The 26990-nt window shown below is 48.8% G+C and carries 23 protein-coding genes; 18 read left to right on the plus strand and 5 right to left on the minus strand.

Going from position 1 to position 26990, the window contains the following annotated elements:
• The first annotated feature begins 19 nt into the window (after nucleotides 1-19).
• Nucleotides 20-2353, plus strand: coding sequence for a glycoside hydrolase family 32 protein (locus ACE3MZ_RS05110; protein ID WP_411345403.1), 2334 nt, complete (start codon nucleotides 20-22; stop codon nucleotides 2351-2353).
• A gap of 26 nt (nucleotides 2354-2379) precedes the next feature.
• Here the strand turns inward: ACE3MZ_RS05110 and ACE3MZ_RS05115 are convergent, their stop codons facing one another.
• From ACE3MZ_RS05115 to ACE3MZ_RS05125, 3 genes are all read right to left on the minus strand, one after another.
• Nucleotides 2380-3186, minus strand: coding sequence for a helix-turn-helix domain-containing protein (locus tag ACE3MZ_RS05115; RefSeq protein WP_411345404.1), 807 nt, complete (start codon nucleotides 3184-3186; stop codon nucleotides 2380-2382).
• A gap of 252 nt (nucleotides 3187-3438) precedes the next feature.
• Nucleotides 3439-3681, minus strand: coding sequence for an NHLP leader peptide family RiPP precursor (locus ACE3MZ_RS05120; RefSeq protein WP_411345405.1), 243 nt, complete (start codon nucleotides 3679-3681; stop codon nucleotides 3439-3441).
• A 97-nt stretch (nucleotides 3682-3778) separates the two neighbouring features.
• On the minus strand, nucleotides 3779-4786 hold the full coding sequence (locus tag ACE3MZ_RS05125) for a hypothetical protein (RefSeq protein ID WP_411345406.1): 1008 nt from the start codon (nucleotides 4784-4786) through the stop codon (nucleotides 3779-3781).
• A gap of 261 nt (nucleotides 4787-5047) precedes the next feature.
• Here ACE3MZ_RS05125 and ACE3MZ_RS05130 point away from each other — a divergent pair, with 261 nt between their 5' ends.
• The 8 genes from ACE3MZ_RS05130 (at nucleotide 5048) to ACE3MZ_RS05165 (ending at nucleotide 12124) form a co-directional block, all read left to right on the plus strand.
• The gene (locus ACE3MZ_RS05130; RefSeq protein ID WP_411345407.1) at nucleotides 5048-5557 is read left to right on the plus strand and encodes a sigma-70 family RNA polymerase sigma factor; all 510 of its coding nucleotides are present in this window, start codon (nucleotides 5048-5050) and stop codon (nucleotides 5555-5557) included.
• Nucleotides 5558-5586: 29 nt separating this feature from the next.
• On the plus strand, nucleotides 5587-6792 hold the full coding sequence (locus tag ACE3MZ_RS05135; protein WP_411345408.1) for a hypothetical protein: 1206 nt from the start codon (nucleotides 5587-5589) through the stop codon (nucleotides 6790-6792).
• Nucleotides 6789-7763, plus strand: coding sequence for an ABC transporter ATP-binding protein (locus tag ACE3MZ_RS05140; protein ID WP_411345409.1), 975 nt, complete (start codon nucleotides 6789-6791; stop codon nucleotides 7761-7763). The genes ACE3MZ_RS05135 and ACE3MZ_RS05140 overlap by 4 nt, the downstream gene beginning before the upstream one ends.
• Nucleotides 7763-8638 (plus strand): ABC transporter permease, encoded by an 876-nt coding sequence (locus ACE3MZ_RS05145; protein WP_411345410.1) that lies wholly within the window; start codon nucleotides 7763-7765, stop codon nucleotides 8636-8638. Before ACE3MZ_RS05140 ends, ACE3MZ_RS05145 begins: the two co-directional genes overlap by 1 nt.
• Before the next feature lie 135 nt (nucleotides 8639-8773).
• On the plus strand, nucleotides 8774-9223 hold the full coding sequence (locus ACE3MZ_RS05150) for an OsmC family protein (protein WP_411345411.1): 450 nt from the start codon (nucleotides 8774-8776) through the stop codon (nucleotides 9221-9223).
• Between the two features lie 48 nt (nucleotides 9224-9271).
• A complete protein-coding gene (locus ACE3MZ_RS05155; RefSeq protein ID WP_367054157.1) occupies nucleotides 9272-9730 on the plus strand; it encodes a cupin domain-containing protein in 459 nt (152 codons plus the stop codon).
• A 5-nt stretch (nucleotides 9731-9735) separates the two neighbouring features.
• A complete protein-coding gene (locus ACE3MZ_RS05160; protein WP_411345412.1) occupies nucleotides 9736-10032 on the plus strand; it encodes a hypothetical protein in 297 nt (98 codons plus the stop codon).
• 355 nt (nucleotides 10033-10387) lie between these two features.
• A complete protein-coding gene (locus ACE3MZ_RS05165; RefSeq protein ID WP_411345413.1) occupies nucleotides 10388-12124 on the plus strand; it encodes a sensor histidine kinase in 1737 nt (578 codons plus the stop codon).
• Between the two features lie 239 nt (nucleotides 12125-12363).
• On the opposite strand, the gene ACE3MZ_RS05170 is transcribed toward ACE3MZ_RS05165, so the two are convergent.
• The gene (locus tag ACE3MZ_RS05170) at nucleotides 12364-13563 is read right to left on the minus strand and encodes an acyltransferase (protein ID WP_411345414.1); all 1200 of its coding nucleotides are present in this window, start codon (nucleotides 13561-13563) and stop codon (nucleotides 12364-12366) included.
• Between the two features lie 595 nt (nucleotides 13564-14158).
• The gene (locus tag ACE3MZ_RS05175; protein WP_411345415.1) at nucleotides 14159-14953 is read right to left on the minus strand and encodes a GH12 family glycosyl hydrolase domain-containing protein; all 795 of its coding nucleotides are present in this window, start codon (nucleotides 14951-14953) and stop codon (nucleotides 14159-14161) included.
• A gap of 271 nt (nucleotides 14954-15224) precedes the next feature.
• Between ACE3MZ_RS05175 and ACE3MZ_RS05180 the strand changes: the two genes are divergently transcribed.
• The 9 genes from ACE3MZ_RS05180 (at nucleotide 15225) to ACE3MZ_RS05220 (ending at nucleotide 26971) form a co-directional block, all read left to right on the plus strand.
• Nucleotides 15225-15362, plus strand: a complete 138-nt coding sequence (locus ACE3MZ_RS05180; RefSeq protein ID WP_411345416.1) for a hypothetical protein — start codon at nucleotides 15225-15227, stop codon at nucleotides 15360-15362.
• A gap of 452 nt (nucleotides 15363-15814) precedes the next feature.
• Entirely contained in the window at nucleotides 15815-16639 is an 825-nt protein-coding gene (locus ACE3MZ_RS05185) for a nucleotidyltransferase domain-containing protein (RefSeq protein ID WP_411345417.1), read from the plus strand.
• Between the two features lie 20 nt (nucleotides 16640-16659).
• Complete coding sequence (locus tag ACE3MZ_RS05190) at nucleotides 16660-18099, plus strand: RtcB family protein (RefSeq protein ID WP_411346701.1); 1440 nt, start codon at nucleotides 16660-16662, stop codon at nucleotides 18097-18099.
• Nucleotides 18100-18465: 366 nt separating this feature from the next.
• Nucleotides 18466-19725: an AAA family ATPase gene (locus ACE3MZ_RS05195; RefSeq protein WP_411346702.1), complete on the plus strand. Its 1260-nt coding sequence runs from the start codon at nucleotides 18466-18468 to the stop codon at nucleotides 19723-19725.
• Nucleotides 19726-20332: 607 nt separating this feature from the next.
• Entirely contained in the window at nucleotides 20333-21505 is a 1173-nt protein-coding gene (locus tag ACE3MZ_RS05200; protein WP_411345418.1) for a polysaccharide lyase family 1 protein, read from the plus strand.
• 762 nt (nucleotides 21506-22267) lie between these two features.
• Nucleotides 22268-23302 carry a BMP family lipoprotein gene (locus tag ACE3MZ_RS05205; protein WP_411345419.1) on the plus strand — a complete coding sequence of 345 codons (1035 nt, stop codon included), beginning with the start codon at nucleotides 22268-22270 and terminating at the stop codon, nucleotides 23300-23302.
• A 189-nt stretch (nucleotides 23303-23491) separates the two neighbouring features.
• Nucleotides 23492-25000, plus strand: coding sequence for an ABC transporter ATP-binding protein (locus tag ACE3MZ_RS05210; protein ID WP_411345420.1), 1509 nt, complete (start codon nucleotides 23492-23494; stop codon nucleotides 24998-25000).
• Entirely contained in the window at nucleotides 24997-26064 is a 1068-nt protein-coding gene (locus tag ACE3MZ_RS05215) for an ABC transporter permease (protein ID WP_411345421.1), read from the plus strand. The genes ACE3MZ_RS05210 and ACE3MZ_RS05215 overlap by 4 nt, the downstream gene beginning before the upstream one ends.
• Entirely contained in the window at nucleotides 26048-26971 is a 924-nt protein-coding gene (locus ACE3MZ_RS05220) for an ABC transporter permease (RefSeq protein WP_411345422.1), read from the plus strand. The genes ACE3MZ_RS05215 and ACE3MZ_RS05220 overlap by 17 nt, the downstream gene beginning before the upstream one ends.
• The last annotated feature ends 19 nt before the right edge of the window (nucleotides 26972-26990 follow it).

Here is a 26990-nt window from a genome sequence, read left to right on the forward strand (position 1 = left end):
GCTTCAAGGAGGCGGGAATTTGAATAGCGAACAGGTCGTCACATCCCAGTGCAACATGAGCGACGGAAGCCCGAATGCAGGCAACAATAGCGGTATACAACACAATCATTCGATGCGCAAGCAGCACAGGAACGTTCGTAATCATCACTATCCAATCGTGCTGCGTAGATGGGGTGCATTGTTGCTTGTTGTCTGTCTGTACAGTTGGCTAAGTGCCACGGCGCAGGCGGCAGATACATCGCAGTCAGGAGAGGGAACAACCATGACCACCCATCCATCGGTACTGGCGGCAGCGATTGCCGCCGAAGGCGAAACAGCAACATGGAATCAGAATTTGACCAATGAATATACAGTAGGCGATGCAGTGTGGGCGCTGGATCAGCGCGGAATGAGGGGAACAGTATCAGCAGGAGAACAGGGCGGTATGAAACTATACGCCCAGCCAACAGGCAAAGACATGGTACTGATGACCGATCTAATGCCAGTGGACGATCAGTCAGAGACGCAGCAACAAACACTGTCACCGATGCAGGCAGGGCTTGTATTTCGCACCGATGAACAAGGACAGCAGGGATATGAAGTGATGGTTGTTCGTAATGGCAATCGCATTACTGCCCGCTTGCAGCAGTCTGATGGCACTATCATTCAGCAATCGCAGCACAGTTATCCTAGCGAATCCGGCGTGAAGCATCGGCTGGAGCTGCATGTGCAGGATCATCATATGCAGCTGTATGTAGATGGCTATGCACAACCAGCACTTGATACCGAGCAGCTGACCGATGGCGCGGACGCAGATATGGCGGGCATTATCGTACAAAGCGGTGCGGCTTCATTTCAGGATACGTATCGGATGACCGGGCAGCAATTTTACGGCGAGGATTATCGTCCGGCGTATCATTATTCCGCGCTACGCGGCTGGGCGAGCGATCCGAATGGATTGGTGTATTATGATGGCGAATATCATGTATTTCATCAGGACGGTGGACGCTGGGCGCATGCGGTTAGTACCGATCTGCTACATTGGAAAAATCTGCCCTTTGCGCTGGAATGGAATCAGCTCGGACATATCTGGTCAGGCTCTATTATCGCTGATGAGCACAATGTCTCTGGTTTGTTTGACGGAACGACAGAAGGTGGCGGCTTGATCGCGTATTATACGTCCTATACACCAACACAACATAATGGCAATCAGAAAATTGGAATCGCTTACAGTTCAGATCACGGGCGTACGTGGCGGTATCCGACCGACCGTCCAGTTGTGATTGATAATCCGGGTAAAAGTGCGACAGAACCGGGTGGATGGGATTTTCGCGATCCGAAGATTGTGCGTGATGATGCGAACAATCGATGGGTGATGGTCGTATCCGGCGGTGATCATGTGCGCTTGTTTGTATCGAATAATCTGCTCGATTGGACATTAACGGACAATTTTGGATATGGCAATTATATTCGTGGCGGTGTGTGGGAATGCCCGGATCTGTTTCCGTTGCAGGCGGCAGATGGCACGGTCAAATGGGTGCTGATGATCAGCACCGGTGCCAATCCCAATACAGAAGGCTCGGACGCGGAATATTTTGTCGGTCAACTGCGTGCGGACGGTAAATTTATTAATGACAATCCTGTCGGTACGGTGCTGAAGACAGATTGGGGCAAGGAATTTTACGCTTCCATGTCATTTGCCGGATTGCCACAGCAGCAGCGCATCGTTATGGCATGGATGACCAATTGGGATTACGCATTTGACCAGCCGACCGGCGATTGGAAAGGCGTACTGACGATTCCACGTCAATTGTCGCTAGTATCGACACCAAGCGGATATCGTCTATCCCAGCAGCCAGTGCAGCAATTGAACACACTGCGCACCCCATTATGGCAAACGCAAGCGACAGAGCTGACCCCGGACAGCCCCAATCTGTTAGCTGGTCTATCCTCTGCTAGTTACGAGATTGAGGCAGAGGTACGCTTGTCACAACAGCAACCGGCATCATCGTTTGGCTTCCGTTTGTTGGCAAATGGTGACGGTACACAATTTACCGAGGCCGGCTATACGGCAGCAGATCAGCAGCTATTCATCGACCGTTCGCAATCTGGCATTACGAACTTCTCACCGTTATTCCGTACCCGTCAGCAAGCGACACTGCCATCAACCGATGGCGTGATTCGATTGCGTATATTGGTGGATCGCTCGACTGTAGAAATATTTGCCAATAACGGACAAACGGTGTTCAGCAGTATCGTATTCCCAGATGCCGCCAGTCGCCAGATGAGCTTGTATACAACCGGCGGTAATGTACAAATTGTATCATTAAAAGTGAATCGATTGAGCAATGTATGGGATATTCAGCGACCATAACACGAGCATGGACGTGCTGCTTATTTTCACAAATAATAAGCAGGCTCCTCCTCCGCAGACCGCGCGAAAAAGCTGCTGCGATACAGCGACGGGCTAATGCCGAAGTGACGGGTGAATTTGCATGTAAAATACGTCTGCGAATTGAAGCCAACTTCATAAGCAATCTCCCCAATATAGCGGGAAGTACTGCACAATAGCTGTTGTGCCTGTTCCAGTCTTAGCCGAAGTACCGTATCCATAATCGTCTCACCTATATGTTGCTTGTATAGATGGGATAAGCGCGAAGGCGATAGACAGACGAGCTGGGCAAGCTGCTCGACGCGAATATCCTCTGTATAATGGCGCTGCAAATACTGCTGCACCTCTTCAATGCGAGGATCGGAATGCTGATGATCCGTTCCAGCGTGCATGGCAAGCAGCAGCAACACTTCACTAAGCAGATGGAATGTCAGCTGACGATAACCCGGATGATCGGCGCGATCACCGTATTCCATCAATCGCTCCAGCACATATTGCAGTTCCTGACACAATCGACCGTCCTGAATTAATAGCGGTCGTTCCGCATGCGGGGTTTGCAATTGATGCAGCCAGCTGATCCATTGCGGACAGGCTTGGAACTGACAGCATACCCCAGCTGCTCTGCCAGAGAGCGGTTGTACCCAATGCACATCCTGCCCCGGCGGAATCAAATATATTCGTGATCCACCTGTCGCTACCGATGTACTAACAGCGGAAGGTAAATAGATCAACGTCCAGCGATGCGTCCCGGTTGCGGTATCCAGCGGGGATAATATGGGAAGATGATGATACTCCATTACAAAATCGGTATTCATCCAAACGACCTCCTTCTCCATCAATCAGGCAGACTCAACACCTTCATATGTGAAATGTAAGCGTTTTTATAAATAGGATAATCAAATTGCAAATGCCGCACAAGGGAGAAAAGACGCACTGTCATATAAAAAAAGCGCAATCCGTAACGACTACGGGTTGCGCTTTTTTGCATATGCAATGGTGCGTTATGGATGGAATTCATCAAACGTTATGATTCATGCGATGTTAGGAGAACAGAATCCAAAATAGGATTACCAGGCAGCTTCCGGTTTCAAGCGCGCGGAAGGAACCACTTCGGAAGGTTTCGGTGGAATGATCAGGTACAGCTCACTTGGTGTTTCTTCAATGGTCGTCAGCTTGATATGCTCTGGAAACGAAATGCCCATCACTTCCTGCAATGCCTGTTTGGGATTGGTTTTCAAAAGCTCCAAAAATCCCGGGTCTTCCCATGCTTTTTGAATCACCTGATTGTGAAAAATGGCTTGGCTGGACATACCCATCATTCCCTTCTTCAAATGGTTATATTTTCCTATTACTATAACATGCAATAATCCTAAAATCCATATCTTTTGTCATATTTTTCTTGTTATTTTAAGGAGATATGCGAGCATGGTACCATAGACTGCCTTGTTGCATTAGCAAATTGCGGTGCTGATCGACTTGCTCCGTCATTCGATTCAATTGGCGAATCAAATACGCGTGAAAATGGTTCAAGTATGGAATGGAAGAAGAAGGGGAGACAGCCAGATAACCGTCGGCAGCGATGGCGGCATAGCGCCGAAGAATATGATGATCGTAGATAGCCTGATGCACTCGTTGTTCCGTCAGAACTGGCACGGCTATCGACATGGGAACATCTGTAGAGGAAGTGGATTTGATTGACAATTCCTGCCGAATCAACGACAGCAAACAATTGTAATTACCGTCCGCCAGATCTTCCGGCCAGTCTGCGGCATCATCGTTCATTTGTAGAGCGATCAGCACTTCATCCAGTTGTTGCATCAGCACAGGCAATTGATCTGGCAATCGTGCTTCCAGCAGTAATAGTGCTGCTGACAGCTTGAGCGGACTGGCTTTTCCAGCAATTTTCTGCCGATCCTGTGCAAAATAATCGCTTTCCTGCTCCAGACTCACCGCACTCGCCCATTCGCTAACAAACCGGTGATAATATTCCCACAACCGCGCCTGATCATGAGTCGTCTGTGATAAAATCAGCAGAAACTCGCTGTGTAGCATCTGACTGAGCGGCACGAGCTGCTGGCGATCGATGCCATCAGATTGCCGATCCTGACGATCCATCAGATCATCCTGAATGAAAAAGTGCAGCATGCCCATTACATTGCCCAGCGCTGCTAGCTTGGCTACTGGAAGCAGCGATGTCGGTGACAGATGATGCAGTCGCATCGTTAGTGTGCGTTCCAACCAGAACGGTAATAGATAACAGATATAATTTTTGATGCTGTTCTGTTTGCGAATATCAAACCCGGACAGGTAATGAAGTCCCAGAACATTCAGCGGTGCCGGGAAGCGGTGAATCCGCTGCTCTGCTTCAGCAAACAATTCATAGATTTGCGGCCTGAAATCCTCCAGCCAGTCCATTGGCTCACCCCTTTCTGTATCTATTTATTATAACTTGCCAATTATTGGATTCCAAAGAGGAATAAAGGGGGTATTTTGGCTTTTATTGAGGAAATTTGTCGGCTGGAATCTAAGCCCATCATAACCCTATTTTTTACTTTTTACATAGGGCGCAAGGCATGGAAATGAGGTCTGGCATATAATTTTTTTTGAATGAGTGATACAAACATTTGAACCTGCCCGTCTTTCTTATAGCTGCAGCGGAAAGGAGCATTCCAATCGATGAACAACCCGGAACCGGAACAGTTCAAACAAATCTTTTACGATCATTATCCGACTGTAAAACGCAAACTATACGCGATGGTACGTGATGATGCCGCGGCGGACGATCTGGCGCAGGAGGTCTTTTTGCGGCTCTACCGCAATCCGCCCGACAATCCCGACGTGATCGGCGCCTGGCTGCACCGGGTGCTGACCCGCATCGCTTATGACTATATGGACAAAAAAGCGCGTGAGCGCCGATTGCAGGACAAGCAGGAGCAATACTACGATCTGAATCAGCCGTCTCCATCCAATGGCGAGGATGTGATGATCCGTCAACTCGAACATGAGGAAGTGCACCAGCTGCTAGATCAGCTGCCCGAGCGTGACCGACAGGCACTGTTGATGAAGTATTCCGGCTACAGCTATTCCGAGATCGCGGAACAACTTCAACTAAGACCGCCAATCGTAGGCACCCTGCTGCATCGCGCCACGAACAAGCTACGCAAGAAAATGCTGAACTCCACCTGAGGAGACAGAGACAAAGGAGGAATTTGCAGGTGACTAGACATCCTGTGCAAGGCAACAATGACCATGCCGATCGCCATGAGCATCCGCAGCGCCCCATTGATACTACCACGCCAAACTCGGCTGCCGATCAGACAGAAACCGACGCGGCATGGATGAAAATGCAAACCCTGCTTGCCGCCGAAACGCCTCATCCCAGCTGGCAGGCATGGGCAGAACGTGATCACGCTGTATCCGCATCCGCAACATCCGTACCGGAAACAGCCACTACATCGACCCCGAAAGGATTGAATATGATGAATCATCCATCACCCGCTGCACCAGAGCAGCATAATCGTACCAAGTCCCGTCGCTTCAGCAGCAAAGCCCGCAAATGGACAACCGGCATCGCCGCGTGTGTCGTAGCTGGTGCCGTGCTGGCAACACCATTTGGTAATAATGCGCTGGCATCGCTGCTGAATCAATTCCGTATGCAGGAGCTGACCGCTGTGAACGACGAAGGCATTTCCGACATGCTCACGCAGTATCAGCAAAAAGGTGTGACTTCCGAAGACATCAACCGTTTTGGCGTCTTTTCCTCATCGAATGGTTCGTATGAAGGTGAGCATACGGCTGACGAAGCAACGAGCAAGCTCGGCTACAGCTCCATTCCAAAATCGGCTCTATCTCCAGAACAAAATCGCGTCTATGTGAATCCGTCCCACACCGAAACGTACAAGCTGAATACCGAAGCGGTGAATAGTGCGATTACCCGTCTCGGCGGTACGATGCTGTTGCCAGAAGAAATGAACGGCAAACTCATCACCCTGACTATGCCGGCAACGATCTCCTATACATTGGAGCAGAATGATGATGTGTGGATGAACCTCGATCAGATGGATGTACCGAATGTGACCTTTGATGAAGGGGTAGATGCAGCGCGTGTATTCGAGACGATTTCCAACCTGCCGTTAATGCCGCAAGATGTCAAAGACATGCTGCAAAAAGAGAAAATTCTCAAAGGCGAACTGCCACTGCCGATTCTGTCCAATGCGCCAAGTGAACGTGTACAGGTGAACAATATTCCGGTCGTGATTCAAACACAGCAATACGGCGATGTGGACATGAATACAGCGCAAACCGAATATAGCGCATACTGGATCAAGGATGGCGAGCTGTTCACCTTGCGTGGCAATGACAAAGCATTTACCGGTTCAAGCGATGTAGCTGCCAAAGTGAAGGAATTGACTGCCTCATGACGCAACCCGCTATTCATATCAACAATCTGACCAAACAATATGACAACGGACGCGGCTGTCGCAATGTACAGATTACCGTTGGACAGGGGGAAGCCTTTGGCTTCCTCGGTCCCAATGGTGCTGGCAAAAGTACACTGGTGAAAATGCTAGTCGGTCTGATCGCACCGACAGGCGGATCGGCTACTCTGTTCGGTGATGCAATCGGCACTGTTGCTGCCAAGCGGCATATCGGCTATGTGCCGGAGCTGTATCGATATCAGGAATGGTTGACCGGCAGAGAGGTCGTTCAGCTTCACGCTCGTTTGTGCGGATTGGACAAACCAACGACACAGCGCCGTACATCCGAACTGCTGGATCGTGTAGGGATTGGCAATCGTGGCAAGGACAGAGTGAAGCAATATTCCAAAGGCATGCAGCAACGTCTCGGACTCGCCTGCGCGCTCATCGCTGATCCACCGATTTTGTTTCTGGATGAGCCGTCATCTGCGCTGGATCCGGTCGGTCGACTGGATGTACGTAACCTGCTGCGGGAAATGAAGCAGGAAGGCAAGACCATTTTCCTGAACTCGCATCTGCTGGAGGAAGTGGAGAATATTTGTGATCGGATTGCGCTGCTGAACAACGGCGAGATTTTGCGCCACGGAACAGTACAGGAAGTGCTGTATACGCAGACGCGCTGGCTATTCAAAATCGGGGGCTATACTCCCGATATTTTGCCGTGGTTAACCGAAACGAGCGGTGTACCGATCAACCCGGCACAATCGCTTCCATCCGGTGAACGTAACGGTGGCAGTATGGGCGACGAAATCTGGCTGGAAGCGGCGATTGATAATGAGCAGCAGGTCGGTCTGATCACGACGCTGATCGTCAATCAGGGCATGACGCTGTATCATGTATATCCGGTACGGGAACGGCTGGAAGAATGGTTTATGGAAGCCGTATCTGGACTCAGTCACCGGGGGGAACAGTAATGAATATTATTATCGGAATGACATGGAAAGAACTGATGCGCAAAAAGGTACTGCTGATGACGATGGTCATGACTGTACTATTTCTCATTCTATTCTGGTTTATTGCTCGCACATTGACTGGCGACAATGTGGCATCAAACACAGGAGCGGTCGATCTGGTAGCGCAATATGCGCAAGGTTCGATGCTGCTCACACTTGGCTTTTTCTTCGGTAGCTTTATTTTGGCGTTTCTCGTTATATTCAGTTCCTTTTCGGTGATTTCTGGTGAAGCGGAGATCGGTATTATGCAGGCGACATTGACTCGCCCGGTTCCTCGCTGGAAATGGTATGCAGGTCGCTGGCTCGGTTATGTATCGTTTGGTGTCCTGTATGCGCTCGTATTGTACGTATCGATTGTTATCGTGACTGCTACGCATACGATTGTACCCGGCAACTGGCTAATTCATCTGCAATCCTTTTTGTTATATGCGCTGACCGTACCGATTCTGATTACGCTCAGTTTACTCGGCTCAACTGCCTTCTCCGCGCTCGGTAACGGCGTATTCATGACGATGCTATATGGTGCAGGCTGGCTAGGCGGCATGGTGGAAAAAGTAACTTCTATGATGGGATTGAAACCGGATGTACAACAGACATTAAGCAATATTACCGGTCTTATCTCGCTGCTGATGCCTGTCGATGCACTACAGCGCAAAATGCTGGCAGTCATGCTCGGACTGAAAGATCTCGCTGGGCTGGTGGATGTCGGCGCCTCGCTATCTTCGACTATGGGGCTGGGGCAGGTCGTGTCGACGAGCTTTGTCGTCTATGCCATCTTGTATGCGCTAGTGTTGCTAGTATGGGGCATGCGCCGCTTTCAGCGCAAAGAATTGTAAAGCCAAACACTGCTTCCCGATACAACTGCGGGTATGCGGTGTTTTTGCTTTGTTCTACTCTTCTATATACTGCACATCCTGCGATGGAGTATGGTACACTAATGCCTGTACGAACAGACAGGAGATGACCTCATCATGATTCACGAATTTATACTGGATGCCGACTGGAAAGGCGGACGCAATAGCGAAGGCACCATTTCCACCGGTAATCTGAATACAGTAATCTCGATCCCGCAGCCGATGGGCGGACCGGGTACAGGAACCAATCCTGACGAGATGCTACTTGGCGCAGCAGCCACCTGTTATATCATTACACTGGCAGCGATGCTAGAGCGCTCGAATATTGCAGTGGAACAACTAACGATGCAATCGCAGGGCAATGTTGATGTGACGAACAATATTTTCACATATAAAGAAATTATCCATCGTCCGCATATCGTACTGCCTGCCAGCGCGACGGCGCAGGACTTGGACAAAGCCGAGCTACTGGCACATAAAGCCGAGCAATCTTGCATGATCTCGCGTGCCTTGTCAGGTAATGTACAGTTGTCCACCGAGCCGAATATTCATACAACTACAGAATAACTATACATCTATGACACACCCCTATACTCCATGAAAGAAGGTCTATGTATGAAAACTCAATTACCTGTATCCCCACTCGTTGCTGCACTTGGTCTGACTCCGCATGAAGAAGGCGGCTGGTATCGTGAAATGTGGAAAGCGTCGTTCGAGATTCCACAACAAATTCTGCCACCGCAGTATTCAGGTCCACGCTTCTCCGCAACGTCGATCTATTTCCTGCTGCATGCTGATGAGATTTCCGACTGGCATGTTGTGCATTCAGATGAGCTGTGGCTGATCCATTCCGGCAGCCCGTTGGAATTAACACTTGGCGGCAAAGGCGACAGCCCGGAAGAAGGAGAGAAATTCATCCTCGGTCTGGATATCGAAGCAGGGCAATTGCCACAGGTGCTCATCCCAGCCGGTGTATGGCAAATGGCACGTCCGCTCGGTGATGAGCCGGTATTCGTATCCTGTGTAGTAGCCCCCGGCTTCCACTATGACGATTTCAAACTGATCGAGCGCTAATTAGTATGACCTGGTACACGCTAGGTCAGCTATTGTCGGCAATCCGTATCGGGCAGAAGGCACGAACGATGGATGGTATGCGTGTCGTTCTACGTAGTGATGCCGGCTTGGTCTGGGCAGAAGGACGTACAGCCGGTCAATCGGTTGGATTGCAGGAGCATCTGTTCAGCGATCTGTGGACGATTTTTGAGGATGAAGAGACGCAGCGATGGCTGCCAGAGCGCGATGTATACGAACGGCGTTTGCATGAGATGCTGGAAAATCAGTATTTGGAATGGCGCGCCGATCGTCTGGAAAGTTAACCCGTTATATTCAGCTTCAGGATGCTACAATAGTAAGAATGCAAGATTATTGTATAAACGTGATTGGAATCGACCCTGGACGGCATATTCATATGCGTGCGGGGTCTTTCTATATGGATTTATTTAGTGAGCTACGGTACAATAAATATTAGTCATCTTTTCCAGAAATTAATAGAAATTTTCAGCGATATCATATTATTTTTTTGGAAATCAGATGTAGGCTGGCACAGTTCATGGTATGATCGAAGAATAGAATCGAACTTTGTCGACAAAATGGCTAATGTACTTATCTATCTATGCATAAATATGAATGCTCATAGGCAAGTACTGATATAAATGGGGGTAAAACTGCAATATGAAACAGCGCAAGAGCCTGTTGCCCAAACCGATCCCGGTCACTGTATATATTCTCATTGCTATGACCGTCGTATTGCTCATTGTGAATACGATTTATTACTTAACGTCACGCAGTGCCCTGATCTCTGTACAGGAACAGAATATGCGCGTCATCTCCGAACAGATCCGTTCATCGATCAAGCTGTCTCAGAACGGAGAAGAGTTTGTGGAGAATCTGAACGGTGAGAATCTCAGAATGGCAGCGCAGGCAGTCCAATCTACACTTGGCAATCAACTTGATAACATTACCGACGACGAATTAAAGGCGCTAAGCAAACAGATTGGTGTAGATCGGATTACATTATTCCAGCAACAAGGGGATAATGTGGTACCGGTTCGCTCTTCCGATGAAACCGATCTGTCCCGGTGGAGCACCTGGCGTTCTGATTGGCTGAAAGCAGTCAAGCAGCTCATACGTGGGCAGGAGCCGGATGTTGAACTTGGACAGAAGCTGCCCAATTTCTGGGCGGCACCGCTTATATCCAGTGAAGATGCGGATGTAACGAGTAGTGAGAAAATGGGCTTTTACTATGATGGTTCTGCCGATTACGTGATTAATGTCTATACGGATGATGAATCGGTTCGCGAATACCGCAAGGATACCGGTGTAGAAGCGATTATCCGCGAAATTCTAAATGGCGAAACGAATCGCCAGACGCTGGGGATTTCTATTTTCAATCCACCGATCTTTTTGGATCAGTCGAATCAGTACAATTCGCATGGTGTGATCTGGTATGACGAGAACAATACGATCAATAATGATTACTCGTACAAAAGCGCAACTGACCGCGATAATATCCGGCAGGTGAATCGTACCGGACAATTGATCTCGGTTACCGAAACCTACAATGGTCAGCAGGTACTGAAAACCTTTATCCCGGTAGAGCTAACCTATCCGGCAATCATTATGGTAGTCTCTGATTTGACCGATCTACAGGGAAGATTAAGCGAGCAGCTGTTGTTGATCTCGTTGTCCATCATCCTGTGTACGTTTATCATTATTGCGATTGTGCTCGCCGTTATCGCTATGCTGAATCGCCGCACCGAAGCAGTGGCGCAAAGCGTACAGAACGTATATCTGGAAAATATCGATGCCCTGTTCAACTCGATCAAGGAGCAACGACATGACTTCAATAATCACGTCAATACGATTCAATTATTGGTCAAAATGAAAAAGTATGACGATCTATCCGCCTACACCGCCGAGCTGGTCGGTGAGTCGATCGCGATGAACCAGATTATCAACATCAATCTGCCAGCGATGTCCGCATTGATTCAAGCGAAAATGACGCAAGCGTATGACCGCAAAATTCGATTTGAATACGAGATTGCCAATCTGAAATCAGTGCAGTTCGGTACAGTCAAATCGACCGAACTGGTCAAGATCGTCAGCAATCTGATCGACAATGCCTTTGATGCTGTAACCGAAACCGAGAATGCTGACAAATTGGTCAAAGTAACGGGGAGTATCCGTGGTGAACAATTAACGTTTACTGTCGGCAACAATGGCAACCCGATTCCCGAAAAGCTAAGACAGCAAATCTTCGAAGCCGGATTCAGCACCAAACCATTGAACCGCAAAAACTCCGGTCTCGGTCTGGCGATCGTGTCTAAGATCCTGAAAAAGCACCGTGGGGTCATTATGGTAGATAGCGACGAGGAATGGACTGAATTTTCAGTGCGTTTGCCACTGTAAACGGACTGTCGTATGCTTGGTATCATTTGAGATGTTGTGCTGGGCATATCTCGTAATGTTCACACGGATACGATTCAACATAATAGCGATGGCAACATGATAATCATCGGTATACCAAACACCCCATGCACGGGAATGTTCTCCTGTGTATGGGGTGTTCTTTTTATAAATAAGGATGATGCAAGCTTGCTGATGATTGCGATCTAAGTAGCTAGATAGCCAGTCATGCAAATGTGCCGCTATTTGGCGTTCTGCGGAATATGTTTGGATGTGCTTGTAGAAGTTGCAGATGATTTACGCTTTTTGCCAGCCGATCCAGTTAACCAGTGACCGCCGGGCAGCTTGGATAACAGACTGGTCAGAATAATCGCTGACGGCGCCACAATCGCAAAGCTAAGCAATGTCCAAGGTAGATGATATCCCGTCAAATCTAGCTTACGAGTGAAGCTTGCTACACCTGCCAGAATTAGTGCATGTGACAAGTATCCGCCAAATGAATACCGTCCACACCATTTCAGAAATCGTACCATGACATTGTGTTGCCGCGATAATAATAATGCCAGTCCATACATGAGCAGCATATGTGATACGACAATAATGAACGTTGTTGGCTTTAGATATGTCGATACATTGAGATTAATCGCATCAGTGGAATGCTTGAGCAGATCATAGCCGAGCCAGATATACATGATCAGGAACACAAGCGTACTCCACGGCAGCAGCTTCAGCACGATTTCGCGCCACGTCTGAATGGCCGATCCACATACCGCACCGAGAATAAAATAGAAAAAGTAAAACGGAAACTCATTCACCCGATGTTCCAGCAATGTCTGTCCGATTCCGGTCAGCGTCCATTGTGGGAACACATAATAGCATAGATACATCAACCAGCCATACAGGACTGCTAGTACCGCCAATACCGTAATTACGCGCTTACGCTGCTGCTCCGGGGTACGCTGAACTAGCGCCTTTTCCCGAAATTGCATTACCAACCAGCGAAACGCCGGGAACAGTAAATAAAACTGAAAGATCATAATGACGAACCAGAGATGATATCCGTTCGTCGGCGCAAATAGCTGCTCAATCAGGAGCCGCCAGCTTCCTGTTTGCCAGATTGGCTGATGATCTGCCAGTTGAACAGTTACCCAGTAAATCAGCGTCCAGATTACAAACGGCACATAAATATCGCCAATCCGCTTGAGCAGTACTGGTCGATACGGTCGTCCCTGCCCATATTGGTAAAATAAAATCGCACCCGCCAGAAAAACAAATGTCAGCGTGCCAAAGCGAGTGAAATGATACAGCATGCCAAGCATAATGGAGTCCGCAGGTACAATATCACTACGGTAAATATATTCGCCGATGCTATGCTGCATTACAACTGCAAGAAAACACATCCCGCGCAGTAATGCCCATTCATCGATCCGATCTTTAGTCATAGGGTCACCTCTGTTATCAATAACGAAAAAGTTGTACTAGTGAAACATTGTAACACTCAAATATGAATGGGGGGTGAAAAAGGTGGACTTTTTTTGAGTGTGTTGGACGGGGGGCGCTACGGAAAGGGATAAGGGGAAACGGCTTGGGTGGAGTCCAGGAATCTACGAAATGGGAGGGGCGGTAGATTCCTGGACTCCAAAGGCGCCGTTATCCCCTTATTCCCTTTCCTTCGCTCCGTGCAAGGAGGGAAAAAGTCCACCTTTTTCGGGAGAGGAGGGAAGCAAGTAGGGATACGAGTTTATGTGGCGGTTGAGAACTTGGAAGTGAGAAGTGAGAAGTGAAGAGGGAAGAGGGAAAAGGGAAAAGAGAGAAGGGGCGAGGGTATGGGATTGAAAATGTGTGTGTGAGAATGATGAGCTTTTTTGCGTGGGGGTGGATGTAATAATATCGATGGGGGGTGTGATAATGAAAACAAACGTCCTTGTCTGTTTTAGACGAAGGACGTTTGTTGGGGTTAGTGATGGGGTTTGGTTGGGATGATACGTTGGTTGGTTTAGTTGGTATGTTACATAGATGGAGTACGGATCGTTTTCGTTATTGTACGTTGACGCTCCATTTGGAGATGTTGATTTGGCCGTCGCCGCCGAAGACTTCGGTGCCGAATTCGACGCTGCTGACGTATTTGGTGTTGGCCATCCATTTTTTGTTGTTTACCAAGTAGTCGGTAAAGTTTTTGACGTTCAGGGTAGCATCGGATGTGTTGGAGGTGCGGACGAAGGAGAAGACGTTCCAGCCTTTGCCGCTGCCTGCATCGAGCCAGCCTTTGTTAACTTTCCAGCTGCTGCCGCCGATGTTGACGGTCTCTACGTAGGTGCCCAGTGGACCTGCGTTGGTATTGTTGAGCCAGATCATCACTTCGTCGGTTGGAGTGGAATCCCAGCTTGCTTTGTTGGTGTTATGGAACCAGACATCATAGGCAGCGTTGTATGTGCCGGATGCTTTGATCGAATAACCGACGGTGGCGTTGATGTTTTTGTTATCTGACAGACGGGTTGGGAAGCCGCTGCCTGGTGTGTAGCCTTCCGTCCAGTGCCAGCCGCTTACAATGGATGGGTAGGCTTTCACATCAGAGGTGGTGCTTGGCCAGTGCCATACCCAGCCGAGGTTGGAATCGCTGTTGTGGTAGATGTTTTGCCACCAGCCTTGGACTTTATCCTGACCCCAGACGTTGTTGAATATGTAATATTTGTTGTTCGCAAAGTTTAGCTTGGCGAACGCTGTGGATGAGTCGGCAGCGGATGCGCTGAGTGGAGCGATGGCAGCAGACAACAGAGCGACGGACAACAGGACACGGAGCAGACGTGCTTTTTTGGAAATGGATTTGAACATAGGTTTCTTCCTTTCAAATTGTAATTTTACAGATTTCGGACTATATTTTACCATCTGATAGCAGAAGAAGCTGTATGAATATAATGAACTGAAGATAGGAAAATAAAGCATCAGACAACGTATTGACGCGTGATTTAGAAAATAGACGTTATCGCTGTCGAATCATGGGGTTTGTAGGTCTAAAGACTCTTTTTTATGAAGGATGTTTGACAGTTGGAAAAAATCGCGAGTATGATAAAAGCAACTTTTACACGAGGGGAGGTTGGACAATATGACCTGGGATAATCAAATGAATATTCAGCAACGCATCGATGGCAAATCCTTCGACGTGCAGCACAACAATGATTATGGCTATTTGACAATTGCATATTCCGAGTTTTTATTTTCCAACCTCCTACGGACGACATAATCTTCAGTCTGCGGAGTTATACAAGCGGGCATCTCTATAATGGTATGCCGCAGGGAAATAATCAGGTGCGCTTCGATGCCTGATTATTTTTTATGGAAATGACGTGGTTTGCACATGTCGTGCTTGCAGATGTAGCGCGGCTGTACTTACAAATCCAGATGAATTGGATTGCTATGATAGTGATCGCTCAAGTATGGATTGCCACCTGTCATCATTTGTCTAACTTCTCTCATTGCCGAGCATGACAACTGCATATCCTGTTGGATCAGAGCCGCATTTCCTCAACGGAATTGCTGCCGATCCAACAGACGTAAGCCGCAGCCCGTAACAGGGGTTGCGGCTTTTTGTATAGTTAGCGATCATTGCAGCTAGTCTGGGCATATAAAAGTCAGATACACAAAACGTACAGCCTACAACAATACATGAACAGAGACACGAAAGGAGTGATTGACATGCAAGTAAGTCATGAGATGCAAGTGATAATCCGTGCGGAGATTCAGCGGATTGAACAAGAACAAGATGTCAAAATACTATATGCCTGCGAATCAGGCAGCAGAGCGTGGGGGTTTCCTTCGCTGGATAGCGACTACGATGTACGCTTCGTGTATGTACACAAGCCGGAATGGTATTTGTCTATTTTCCAGCGTCGTGATGTTATCGAATATCCAATCAGCGACCAGTTAGATGTAAACGGCTGGGATCTGATCAAGGCACTGAATCTATTTCGCAAATCAAATCCGCCACTGCTGGAATGGTTAGCTTCGCCAATTGTGTATCATGAAGCCTACTCACTGGCAGAGCAGATCAGGCAATTATCGCCGCTTGGCTTCTCACCACGTGCTTGCATGTATCACTACCTGCATATGGCAAAAGGGAATGACCGCGGATATTTGCAGGGCGAGATGGTAAAGAGCAAAAAGTACTTTTACGTGCTGCGCCCTGTGCTTGCCTGCCGCTGGATTGTCGAAAAAGGCACGATACCGCCAATGTCCTTCCATACGCTGGTGGATGAACTGCTGCCAGACGGTCTGTTAAAAAGCGATATTCATAAACTGTTACAACGCAAAATGTCCGGCGAAGAATTGGATCTGGAACCGCGCATCGTATCGATTCACGAGTTTCTTGCAGTAGAGATTCCCCAATTGGAACAGCTGGCAGGAGCACAAGTCGCTCCTGCTGAGTCAATGGATGACAGATTAGATCAATTGTTCCGCGATACGCTGTCTGAAGTGTGGAATACAAGCTCAACAATAGAAAGAGGTTTAAACCCATTATGATAACAAATCAACATCCTTTAATGGATAGCAGCCATCCCGGCGCAAATCCATATATTCACGAAGTGAAGCTTCCTGCTGGGGATCTTCACGTGTATGCTAACCCCGAATTATTCGCCGGGTTGGACTATAAAGTATTCGCCATGGCGAACAACAATCTACAAATTCCGGGCATTCGCTATATGGGCTATACTCCGGATGTGCATGTAGGCGTCGGAACCTGCATTGGCACAACTGCGGTCTGGGGCGGTGAAGACGGATGTGTATCGCCTTCCATCGTCGGTAGCGATATCGGCTGCGGTATGCGGGTGCATCTGACCAATCTGCACCGCGATGATCTCAAGGAGGTCAAGCTGCGCCGTAAGCTGGTCAAAGCGATTGAGAAATATTTACCGATGGATTCACAACAACGCGGGCACTTTAGCGATCTGCGTCTGGAGCATGTCGTGAACAAAGGGCTGCACGCCCTGCCCGGTAAATACGTACCCGACAGCTATACTCCCAAAAAATCAACGTCCCTTACGCATGTTGAAGAAAGCCGCTTCAAATTTGACGAAAATGTACTGAATCAAGTGAGCGATCGTGCGTGGCATCGGGGGCATCGTCAACTCGGTACACTTGGCGGTGGGAATCATTTTGCCGAGATACAAGCGCTGGAGATTGATGAGGAAAACCGTCATATCGCTGAGGCATGGGGCATGTACGATGGACAAATTGCCATTATGGTTCATTCCGGCTCACGTTCATGGGGCGGCGGTATTAGTCAGGATAGCAATCCAGCCATGATCGCCGCTATGCATCGGCTTGGACTGGGCACAGCTGATTCGCGGCTGGCATTTCTACCATTGTCACATCCAGAAGCACAGCATTATGTGAATCTGATGTATTCGGCGCTGAATTATGCAACCGTGAATCGCCATCTGATCGCATTTGCCATTCGTGAAGCATTCCGCGATGTGTTTGGCAATCAGTGTGAGATGCGTACATTGTACGATCTGATGCACAATTACGCGTGGTCAGAATATCGCGGCGACGAATCGGTATTTGTTCACCGGAAAGGTGCGACTCGCGCCTTGCCAGCTGGACATCCCGGCAATCCCAAACCGTACTTGGAAACTGGGCATCCAGCGCTCATTCCCGGCTCAATGGGCACATCCTCATACATTATGGTCGGCGCGCCGGGTGGCGAAGACAATTATTATTCAATCTGCCACGGCGCCGGACGGGCACGTTCCCGCTCCGCGACGAAGCGTTTGGTAAAAGTGGACGAATTCGCCAGTTCCATGAAAGTGGGCACGGATGACGAAATTGTCGTCAATCAGCGCTCGCTGGCGAGTATACTGGATGAATCCCCGCAGGCGTACAAAGACGTCGATCAGATTATCGAAAGTGTAACTGGTGCTGGACTGGCTTCCGTTGTAGCCAAATGCAAACCGCTGGCAGCGATCAAAGGCACCAACTAATCGGAGCATCGACTTCGACTCATTACAACTTTGCGGAGCAAAGGCGTATAATCCAAGATAGACCATGAATGTTGGATCAGACATACTTCATTTGATACAGGTATTTCATTGTATAGTACGACATCATGGAATTTGTATAACATGAGTTTATATTTTGTATCAGATGAAGCTTATCCATCTTGAGCAGTATGTCTGTACCTTTGATCAATAGCATGACCTGATGTATCTCGATAATGAACGATTGTATGAAATACGATAGAACAAATTTTATAAAATGAACCTACAAAGGAGGGTGACGGATTGGATTCTACCTACCGCACCAGTAACGAACCTACGCGTGCCGCCGAACCAACAACAGCGGACGCAATTATTGTATATGACCAACAGGACCCTCATCTGTCCACACGTTATGCTGATTATGCCCGTATTATCGCGGGAATCGAGAAGAAGCTGTGGGAACAATATGGGGTGGAATATAAGCTGTATGCCAGCGAAGACCCGAATGTGGAATACTGGGCATTGCTAGAGGATGATGTGCGCGCAGGCGTAGACAAGCTGGAGCATGTTGTCCGCATTTATGACCGGCTGGAAGAATGGACATTTTTATATGATGGTGACAAGCCGGAGCCAGACTTTGATGTGCACCGCTCGCTGAAAAATAACGTGTTTGCTTATACGGAGGCTGGCGTTGCATTAGCAAGAATGCCGGTGTTCCGCGAACATGGCATTTCGAATGACGATCTCGTGTTTGCAGTTAGCGATGAGGCACTGCTGAAGTTTCTGGCAGATGTACGTGTGCGTCAGCGGCAGCAAAGTCTAAAACGGGTAACAGTGTTCACCGATGGTCGACATGGTATTAACCGTCAGCTGGAACCGGTCAGTCGTGCCGTATCGCGTGATGATGTCATTATGCCGCCGGAGATTAAGCAGGATATTTACCGCTCGCTGGATCGCTTTTTTGAAGAGGATCGCAGCTTTTACGAGAAATACGATATTCCGTATAAACGCGGGATTCTGCTGTATGGTCATCCCGGCAACGGGAAGACGACGCTCGTTAAATCGATTGCAGGCAGTGTCCCAGGACCAGTCGCTTACTGGCAAATTACCGAATATACAAGCAGCGAATCGATTGAAGAAGTGTTTGAAGCAGCAGGGCGGATGATGCCGATGGTGCTGGTGATCGAGGATATCGACTCCATGCCGACGGAGGCGCGCTCCTTTTTCCTGAATACGCTGGATGGCGCGACGTCGAAGGAAGGGATTTTCCTGATTGGCACAACCAACTATCCAGAAAAGATCGACCCCGGTCTGATGAATCGTGCCGGACGCTTTGACCGTGCATACGAGATCACGCTGCCGGATGAAGCGCTGCGTTTGGAATATTTCCGTCGCAAAAAGCTGCATGAATTTGCTGGCGACGAAACGGTGGTCGAAGCGGCGCGCATTACCGAGGGCTTTACATTTGCCCAGCTGGGTGAGCTGTATGTATCGGCAGCACTGCACTGGCACGAAGAAGGCAAGCTGGATCTGCATGAAGTCATTCAAGGGCTACGCGGCGAGCTGGACAAGAGCCGTAAAGGCGTCTGGCTACGCAATGGCGAAGGTCGAATGGGCTTTCATTTCTAAGAGATAGATGGAGATAGATCACATCATTTACTTACAACCAATACGATAAAGATAAATACGACAGAGGCAAAATCAAGCAGCGAGTGCGTGCACTGGCTGCTTTTTGCTGTGATGTGAAGATGGCAGGTATGGAATATGTGCAATGTCTTTATTTTTATATGGTCCATGTTGGATAGGAATCATAAAACGGAAGCTTGCATAATACGGGTGGAAAATAGAGAAATATAGCAAGCGAATGGAGAAGAAGGCAGGAGAGGAAGGAATCGGTTTTGCAAAAGGGATGAATAGAATATGCTGACTAGCTTGTTGTAGAGCCGTATAAGATTACGGTTTCCGTATTTTATATAAATGAATATACATAAGGAATATCGCTCGTTTTATATGGAATAAAAATACATATAATTCTATAATTGGTTTAGAAGATGGATGTAACCAAACGATTTGGATAAAAGGAATAAAGACTTGTTATTTCCAATCCGTGATTGTGATCTTCCCGGTTACACCGTTGTTCTGTACATAATGACAGCTGCTTATGAATAAGTCTGCTATGCCATCTTTACTGTGTTGATTGTTGCTTTATATTTTACTCGATCGGGAGGTATTTTCATTGAAAACGAGATTGTCTTTGCAACACAAAACTTCTTCTAAAATAAAATTGTCGCTACTTAGTACCGCGTTACTGGCAGCGGTTGTACTACCATGGACGGGCGGCGAGCACGCGTATGCCGCATCTACAGGTGGTTATGCTACAACGAATGGTTCCAATGAAGCAGCAGTAACGGTAACGAATCTGACCGAACTGCAAAATGCGTTTGACGCGAACAAGCATCATATTGTGATCAAAGGCAATATTTACGGCGGCACCAAACCGAAAACGTTTACATTTGACAGCACCAAATGGAACAACACGACCATCGAAGGCGCAGCTGGCGGCGGAGCCGTATTACAAAATATCCAACTGAAATTCAGCGGCGAATTGCTAGCATCCGGCACCAATATCGAAAACGTAGTTATCAAAAATATCACTTTCTACGGCAATATCAAAGACCTGCAAAACCTGAGCGGCGCGGACACTCAGCCCGGCGGCATCGGCACAAACTATCTGGGCGCTTCCTTCCGTCGTACGAGCAACATCTGGGTTGATCATGTAACGATGTACAACATTAGCGACGATCTGTTCGTCATCTCCCAAGGTTCGGACTATGCGACCGTATCGAATAGCCATTTCTATTTTACCGATACATGGCTGAACATGAACCCGAACCCACTGTGGAACTGGGTCGGCACGAATCAAGATCTGGCTTCCGAGCGTCTGGCGATGATTATCGGCTCCAACAAAAATGACTCCTACGAATACGGCGGCAAAAAACTGCATGTTACGCTGCATCACAACTGGTTCGGTCCCAATATGAAAGGACGCCCACTGCTGCGTGGTTATGTACACATGTACAACAACTACTTCGATAACAGCACCCAGCCGTCCGGCAACAACTCCAAAGGCTTCAACCAGCAACAATACAACGCCGCCCAAATCGGCAGCGGCGGTAACATCTTCTCCGAAGGCAACTATTTCTACAAAACGAATAACAGCCACCAAGTCGGATTGGACAGTAGCGGCGACAGCTACAAATTCTACGAGCGCAACAACGTCTACAACGCAACAACCGGAACGAACGCACAAGCATCAACCTACCCAAGCGTAACGTTCCCATACAGCTTCACCGTAGACAACGCCGCCAACGTCCCCAACAGCGTCCAAGCCAACGCAGGTCCAAAATAAGGTAAAATAAAACACACAAACAGCCAGCCCCAACCATCTCCACCCCCAATCACAACCCCCAAGCCCTTGTTCCTTTCCCACCGGAACAAGGGCTTTTTTTGCATTCTATTCCCACCACACCAATCCCCATACCCAATCCACCAAAATTCACAATAATCTATAGAAGACTTTAATCAACATCCAACCAACGCCCCTTATCCTACCCTAAAAAAATAACTTGAAATCAAGCAGACCAAAAAACAAAATCACCTTAAACGAACAAACGAACAAACGAACAAACGAACAAACGAACAAACGAACAAACGAACAAACGAACAAACGAACAAACGAACAAACGAACAAACGAACAAACGAACAAACGAACAAACGAACAAACGAACGAACCAATTAAAGTAAAAGACTAAAAATAAACGAATCCTTACACTATGCGATACAATTTACATACTGCACCCCCGCACTCCAAAACTACCCACCCACCAAACAGGTTTGGTCACATTAAGCTCGGAACGGAGGAAAGGAAATAAGGGAAAAGGACGACTTTGGAGGGGCGGGAATCTTCAAGTACTGCCCATTCCAAAAGATTCCCGCGGCTCCACCGGAGTCCGTTCCCTTATTCCTTTCCGGAGTGGACGAACCAATAATGTGCCAAACCTCCCCCTATAAGACATATAGCAAAAAACTATTTGACAAAAGGCGACAAATTCCATTAGCATTATTAAAAATAAAAAAGACAAATTTGAAACAAAAGGGGAATAAAAACCAATGTCGAAACGTTTTTCGTTCGTCATTGTTCTGATGTTACTCGTCGCAATGCTGTCTGCATGTGCCTCGGGTAGTTCTACTTCCGAACAATCGGCTTCAGGCAGTGAAAGCGGCACCGCGAAGAAGAAAATTGCACTCGTCCTTCCGGAAGAAATCGGCGTGAACCAGTTTTTCGTACAGATGGATGAAGGGTTCCAAAAAGCCGGCAAAGAATTTGGCGTGGAAACAAAAACGATCCAATCGTCCGATCCAACCGCTTTTGAACAAAATATGCGTGCTACCGTCGCAGAGGATTATGATCTGATCATCACCGCTACATTCCAAGCGGAAGATGTACTGAAACAGGTCGCACAGGAAAACCCGGACAAATCGTTTGCTATCATTGATACTACGGTCGATCTTCCGAACGTGCGCAGCGTCGGTTTCCGTGAATACGAAGCATCGTATCTGCTCGGCGCGGCTGCTGGACTCGCAACCAAGACCAACGTGGTCGGTATGGTTGCAGCACAGGACGTACCGCTGCTGAAAAAATACAGCGAAGGCTTCAAGCAGGGACTGGAATCGGTCAATCCGAAAGCCAAATTCCTGATCGGTTATGTCGGCAGCTTTAACGACCCGGCAAAAGCAAAAGAACTCGCACTGGTACAATACGGTCAAGGTGCAGACTTTGTTGCTGGCGCATCCGCAACAAGCGATCTCGGCGTATTCGAAGCCGCGAAGGAGAAAAATCTCTACACCTCTGGTCAGGATACCGACCGTACCGTTGAAGACCCTGATCATATCGTACTGTCCCAGCTGAAAGGCACGGATGCAGTCGCATATGAAACGGTCAAAGACTTTGCTAATGGTAGCTTCCAATTTGGTTCCGCCAACTACGGCTTGAAGGAAGAGGGCGTTGGTCTGACCTTCGTAACCAAAGACAGCGAATCCAAGCTAAGCCCATTCATCGGCGAAGACAATATCACCAAGCTAAAACAGATCAAGGACGACATTATTTCCGGCAAGATTACTGTGAAAAATCCGCTGGAGCAATAAGGATTTATCCTGATCGCTGATCATACACAATCATACGAGCACGGCAAGTTGACGAAACCGGCTGCTTCACCGAGCAGCCGGTTTTATTGTGTTTCTTATGAATCTTGTATCGCTTACGTGAAGCGTATATGGCTCACGCATACTCAATGAAAGGGATGCAGATATCTTGTACAGAGGGGGAATGAACAGATGACGGTTTTGCTGGAAATGCAGGGCATTACGAAAAAGTATGGTGAATTTACCGCCAATCGCGATATTCATTTTGATGTGCGAAAGGGTGAGATTCATGCGCTTGTCGGCGAGAATGGCGCAGGCAAAACGACGCTGATGCGTATGCTGTACGGCATGGAGCAGCCTACGTCTGGGCGCATTCTGGTGAATGGCAAAGACGTTCATTTTCATGACCCGTCTCAGGCGATTCGGCAAGGCATTGGGATGGTGCATCAGCATTTTATGTTATTTCCAAGCTTCACACTGGCGGAAAATATCGTCATTGGCGGTGAACCGAAAAAAGGTGCTTTTTTTGACCGACAGGCGGCTGCGGATAAGGTCAAGCAGCTAGGCGAGCAGTACGGCATGCCAGTCGATCCATGGAAAAAGGCGGGCGATTGTCCGCTTGGGGTACAGCAGCGAACCGAGATTCTGAAGGTGCTGTATCAGGGTGCGGATGTGATCATTTTGGATGAACCGACTGGTGTGCTTACGCCGGGTGAGGTCAAGGAGCTGCTCCGTTCGATCAAGCGATTGGCAGCACAGGGCAAAAGCTTCATTCTGATCACGCATAAGCTGCATGAAGTGATGGAAGCAGCGGATCGTATTACTGTATTGCGCGATGGCGTGATTACCGGACAGATGGATGCCAGTTCGACGGACGAGGAGCAGATTTCGCGTCTGATGGTTGGGCGTGAGCTGGTACAGATGAGTCGAGCCGGACGACAGCCGGGTGAAGTCGTACTGCATGCACAACAATTGCAGCTATCTGGTGGCAAAGGCAGCAAGCCGCTGCTGGATAACGTATCACTTACAGTACACCGGGGTGAGATTGTTGGTATTGCTGGCATTTCCGGTAATGGGCAATCGGAATTGTTGCAGGTGATCGCCGGATTGCAGCAGCCGGATAGCGGTACAGTTGAGCTGAACGGCAGCGATGTAACCGGTGCGCCAGTACGCCGCATTCGGGAACAGGGGTTAGCGCATATTCCCGAAGATCGGTATCTATGGGGGGCTTCGCGTGAAGCGACCGTACTCGACAACGGCTTAATGGGGCATCAGCATCAATATCGTAAAAAAGGGCTGATCGACCGCAAATCGTTACGACAGGTGATGGACGGTTGGGTGAAGCGATTTGCTATTAAAACGGGCTCGCTGGATACGCAGGCACAATTTCTATCCGGTGGTAATTTGCAAAAGCTGATTGCGGCGCGCGAATTTGCGCAGAACAAACCGTTTCTAATTGCCGCTGAGCCGACACGCGGTGTCGATGTTGGTGCGATGGAGCTGATTCATGGCGAATTGCTGGCACGTTGTCAGGCGGGCGATGGCATTTTGCTAGTATCCTCTGAATTGACCGAAATCTTGAAGCTATCCGATCGCATTCTAGTTATGTACGAAGGCAAAATCGCTGGTGAGCTGGCGGCAGAGGACGCAACCGAGGAGCAGATCAGTCTGCTCATGGCGGGAGGGAAAAGGCAATCATGAATACACTAAAACGTACACTGCTAGGACTGCTTCAGCCAGTCATCGCGGTCGTGATCGGCTTGCTGGCAGGCGCGGTTGCCATTATGCTGATCGGCGATTCAGTCATTGATACGTACCGAGAAATGTGGAACGGCGCATTTGGCAGTTTTTATTTTCTGACGAATACGCTGACGCGTGCAACACCGATTATTTTGACCGGATTGGGTGTGGCGCTGGCGTTTCGAGCGGGATTTTTCAATATGGGAGCGACTGGGCAGATGGTGCTGGGCGGACTAGCGGCAGCGATTACCGGTCTGTATATGCCGGGACCAGGCTGGCTGGTGATGATCGTATCGCTGCTGGTTGGTATGGTAGTCGGCGGATTGTGGTCGCTGTTTGCGGGGTATATGGATGCACGCTTTGGTGTGAATCTGCTCATCTCGACGCTATTACTGAACTATATCGCTTCACTGTTCGCAGGGTATATGGTGTCGTTTCCACTCAAGGATCGCACCGGCTCAGCGGCAATGTCGCAGACGCCGATGTTGCCTGCGGATGTGTGGTTGCCGAAGCTATTTTCCGGGATGAGTCTACATGCGGGCTTCATTCTAGCTGTGCTGGCAGCGGTCGCGATCTATATATTCATTCATCATTCCGTGTCCGGGTATGAGATTCGGATGCTCGGTAACAACCCATTTTTCGCAGCATATGGTGGGGTCAAGCGTGGCAAAATGATGGTTGTAGCCATGCTGGCAAGCGGCGCACTCGCCGGACTGGCGGGCGCGGGCGAAGTGCTTGGTACACAGCACCGCTATCTGGACGGGGCGCTCACTTCGGCAGATTACGGGTGGAGTGGCATTATGGCGACATTGCTTGCTTCCTCACATCCGATTGGTACGGCGGTAGCAGGCATTCTGCTGGCGGCGCTGCAAACTGGGGCGATGGGCGTGGAGCGTAATACGAATGTACCGCTAGAAGTAGCGAGCGTCATTCAAGCGACATTGACGTTGTTCGTGTCGGCTCGCTTCGGCTACCTGTTCCTCAAGCGCAGAAAGGAGCGTAAAAACAATGGATCAGCTGTTTGATATTTCGCTTTTTAACTCTACACTGCGCATCCTGACGCCTATTCTGCTAGCAGCACTTGGCGGCGCGATCTGTGCGCGTGTCGGACTGTTCAATGTCGGGTTGGAAGGGCTGGTGCTGGTTGGTGCCTTTTCCGCGATTCTGGGCAATCATTTGTTAGGAAATGTGTGGTTGGCGGTCGTATTTGCGGTCATCTGTGTGATGCTGTTTTCATTGTTGTTTGCGTATATTAGCATCAACTTGAGGGCGAATGTGATCGTAGTCGGCATCTCGCTGAACTTTCTGGCGGCGGGGCTGACAACCTTTTGCCTGCGAGCGATCTTCGATGTGAAAGGCGCGTATTACGATAAAAATATGCAGGGATTGCCGAAATGGGACATTCCGCTGATCAAGGACATTCCGGTAATCGGCGGGATCTTTTCCGGGCATTCACCGCTTGTGTATGCAGCATTCGTGGCGGCGATTGTGATGTGGGTCTATCTGTTCAAAACGGTCAGCGGCTTCCGTCTACGTGCCGCTGGTGAGAATCCGGTTGCCGCGCAAAGTCTGGGCATTCCGGTACGCCGCATTCAGTATGGCGCAGTGCTAGTATCCGGTATGTTATGCGGACTGGCGGGCGCGCAGCTGTCGCTCGGTCAGGTGACGATGTTCACCGAAGGCATGACGGCGGGACGCGGCTTTATCGCGCTGGTGGCGACGATGCTTGGACAATCGAACCCGCTTGGCGTGGTCGCATCTAGTCTGCTGTTCGGGCTGATGGACGCATTTAGCATTCGTTTGCAGGGGTTTGCATTGCCAGCGCAGTTCACGCAGATGCTCCCGTATATCGTGACACTAGTAGCGATGTTCTTTTTCAAAGATCGCAGTTATCTCAAGGATGCGCAGCGTGCTAACGGAAGTTCGCGCTGATTACGCCCATTTGACAGCT

The sequence above is a fragment of the Paenibacillus sp. WLX1005 genome (genome assembly GCF_046603685.1).
GTDB lineage: Bacteria > Bacillota > Bacilli > Paenibacillales > Paenibacillaceae > Saccharibacillus.

Excerpts from the sequence above, each read along its gene's own strand:
- ACE3MZ_RS05185 (WP_411345417.1), top strand. The coding sequence starts at position 15,815 with ATGCAAGTAAGTCATGAGATGCAAGTGATAATCCGTGCGGAGATTCAG.
- ACE3MZ_RS05145 (WP_411345410.1), top strand. The coding sequence starts at position 7,763 with ATGAATATTATTATCGGAATGACATGGAAAGAACTGATGCGCAAAAAG.
- ACE3MZ_RS05190 (WP_411346701.1), top strand. The coding sequence starts at position 16,660 with ATGGATAGCAGCCATCCCGGCGCAAATCCATATATTCACGAAGTGAAG.
- ACE3MZ_RS05205 (WP_411345419.1), top strand. The coding sequence starts at position 22,268 with ATGTCGAAACGTTTTTCGTTCGTCATTGTTCTGATGTTACTCGTCGCA.
- ACE3MZ_RS05220 (WP_411345422.1), top strand. The coding sequence starts at position 26,048 with ATGGATCAGCTGTTTGATATTTCGCTTTTTAACTCTACACTGCGCATC.
- ACE3MZ_RS05120 (WP_411345405.1), bottom strand. The coding sequence starts at position 3,681 with ATGTCCAGCCAAGCCATTTTTCACAATCAGGTGATTCAAAAAGCATGG.
- ACE3MZ_RS05175 (WP_411345415.1), bottom strand. The coding sequence starts at position 14,953 with ATGTTCAAATCCATTTCCAAAAAAGCACGTCTGCTCCGTGTCCTGTTG.
- ACE3MZ_RS05160 (WP_411345412.1), top strand. The coding sequence starts at position 9,736 with ATGACCTGGTACACGCTAGGTCAGCTATTGTCGGCAATCCGTATCGGG.
- ACE3MZ_RS05165 (WP_411345413.1), top strand. The coding sequence starts at position 10,388 with ATGAAACAGCGCAAGAGCCTGTTGCCCAAACCGATCCCGGTCACTGTA.
- ACE3MZ_RS05130 (WP_411345407.1), top strand. The coding sequence starts at position 5,048 with ATGAACAACCCGGAACCGGAACAGTTCAAACAAATCTTTTACGATCAT.
- ACE3MZ_RS05150 (WP_411345411.1), top strand. The coding sequence starts at position 8,774 with ATGATTCACGAATTTATACTGGATGCCGACTGGAAAGGCGGACGCAAT.
- ACE3MZ_RS05210 (WP_411345420.1), top strand. The coding sequence starts at position 23,492 with ATGACGGTTTTGCTGGAAATGCAGGGCATTACGAAAAAGTATGGTGAA.
- ACE3MZ_RS05140 (WP_411345409.1), top strand. The coding sequence starts at position 6,789 with ATGACGCAACCCGCTATTCATATCAACAATCTGACCAAACAATATGAC.
- ACE3MZ_RS05180 (WP_411345416.1), top strand. The coding sequence starts at position 15,225 with ATGACCTGGGATAATCAAATGAATATTCAGCAACGCATCGATGGCAAA.
- ACE3MZ_RS05215 (WP_411345421.1), top strand. The coding sequence starts at position 24,997 with ATGAATACACTAAAACGTACACTGCTAGGACTGCTTCAGCCAGTCATC.
- ACE3MZ_RS05155 (WP_367054157.1), top strand. The coding sequence starts at position 9,272 with ATGAAAACTCAATTACCTGTATCCCCACTCGTTGCTGCACTTGGTCTG.
- ACE3MZ_RS05170 (WP_411345414.1), bottom strand. The coding sequence starts at position 13,563 with ATGACTAAAGATCGGATCGATGAATGGGCATTACTGCGCGGGATGTGT.
- ACE3MZ_RS05125 (WP_411345406.1), bottom strand. The coding sequence starts at position 4,786 with ATGGACTGGCTGGAGGATTTCAGGCCGCAAATCTATGAATTGTTTGCT.
- ACE3MZ_RS05115 (WP_411345404.1), bottom strand. The coding sequence starts at position 3,186 with ATGAATACCGATTTTGTAATGGAGTATCATCATCTTCCCATATTATCC.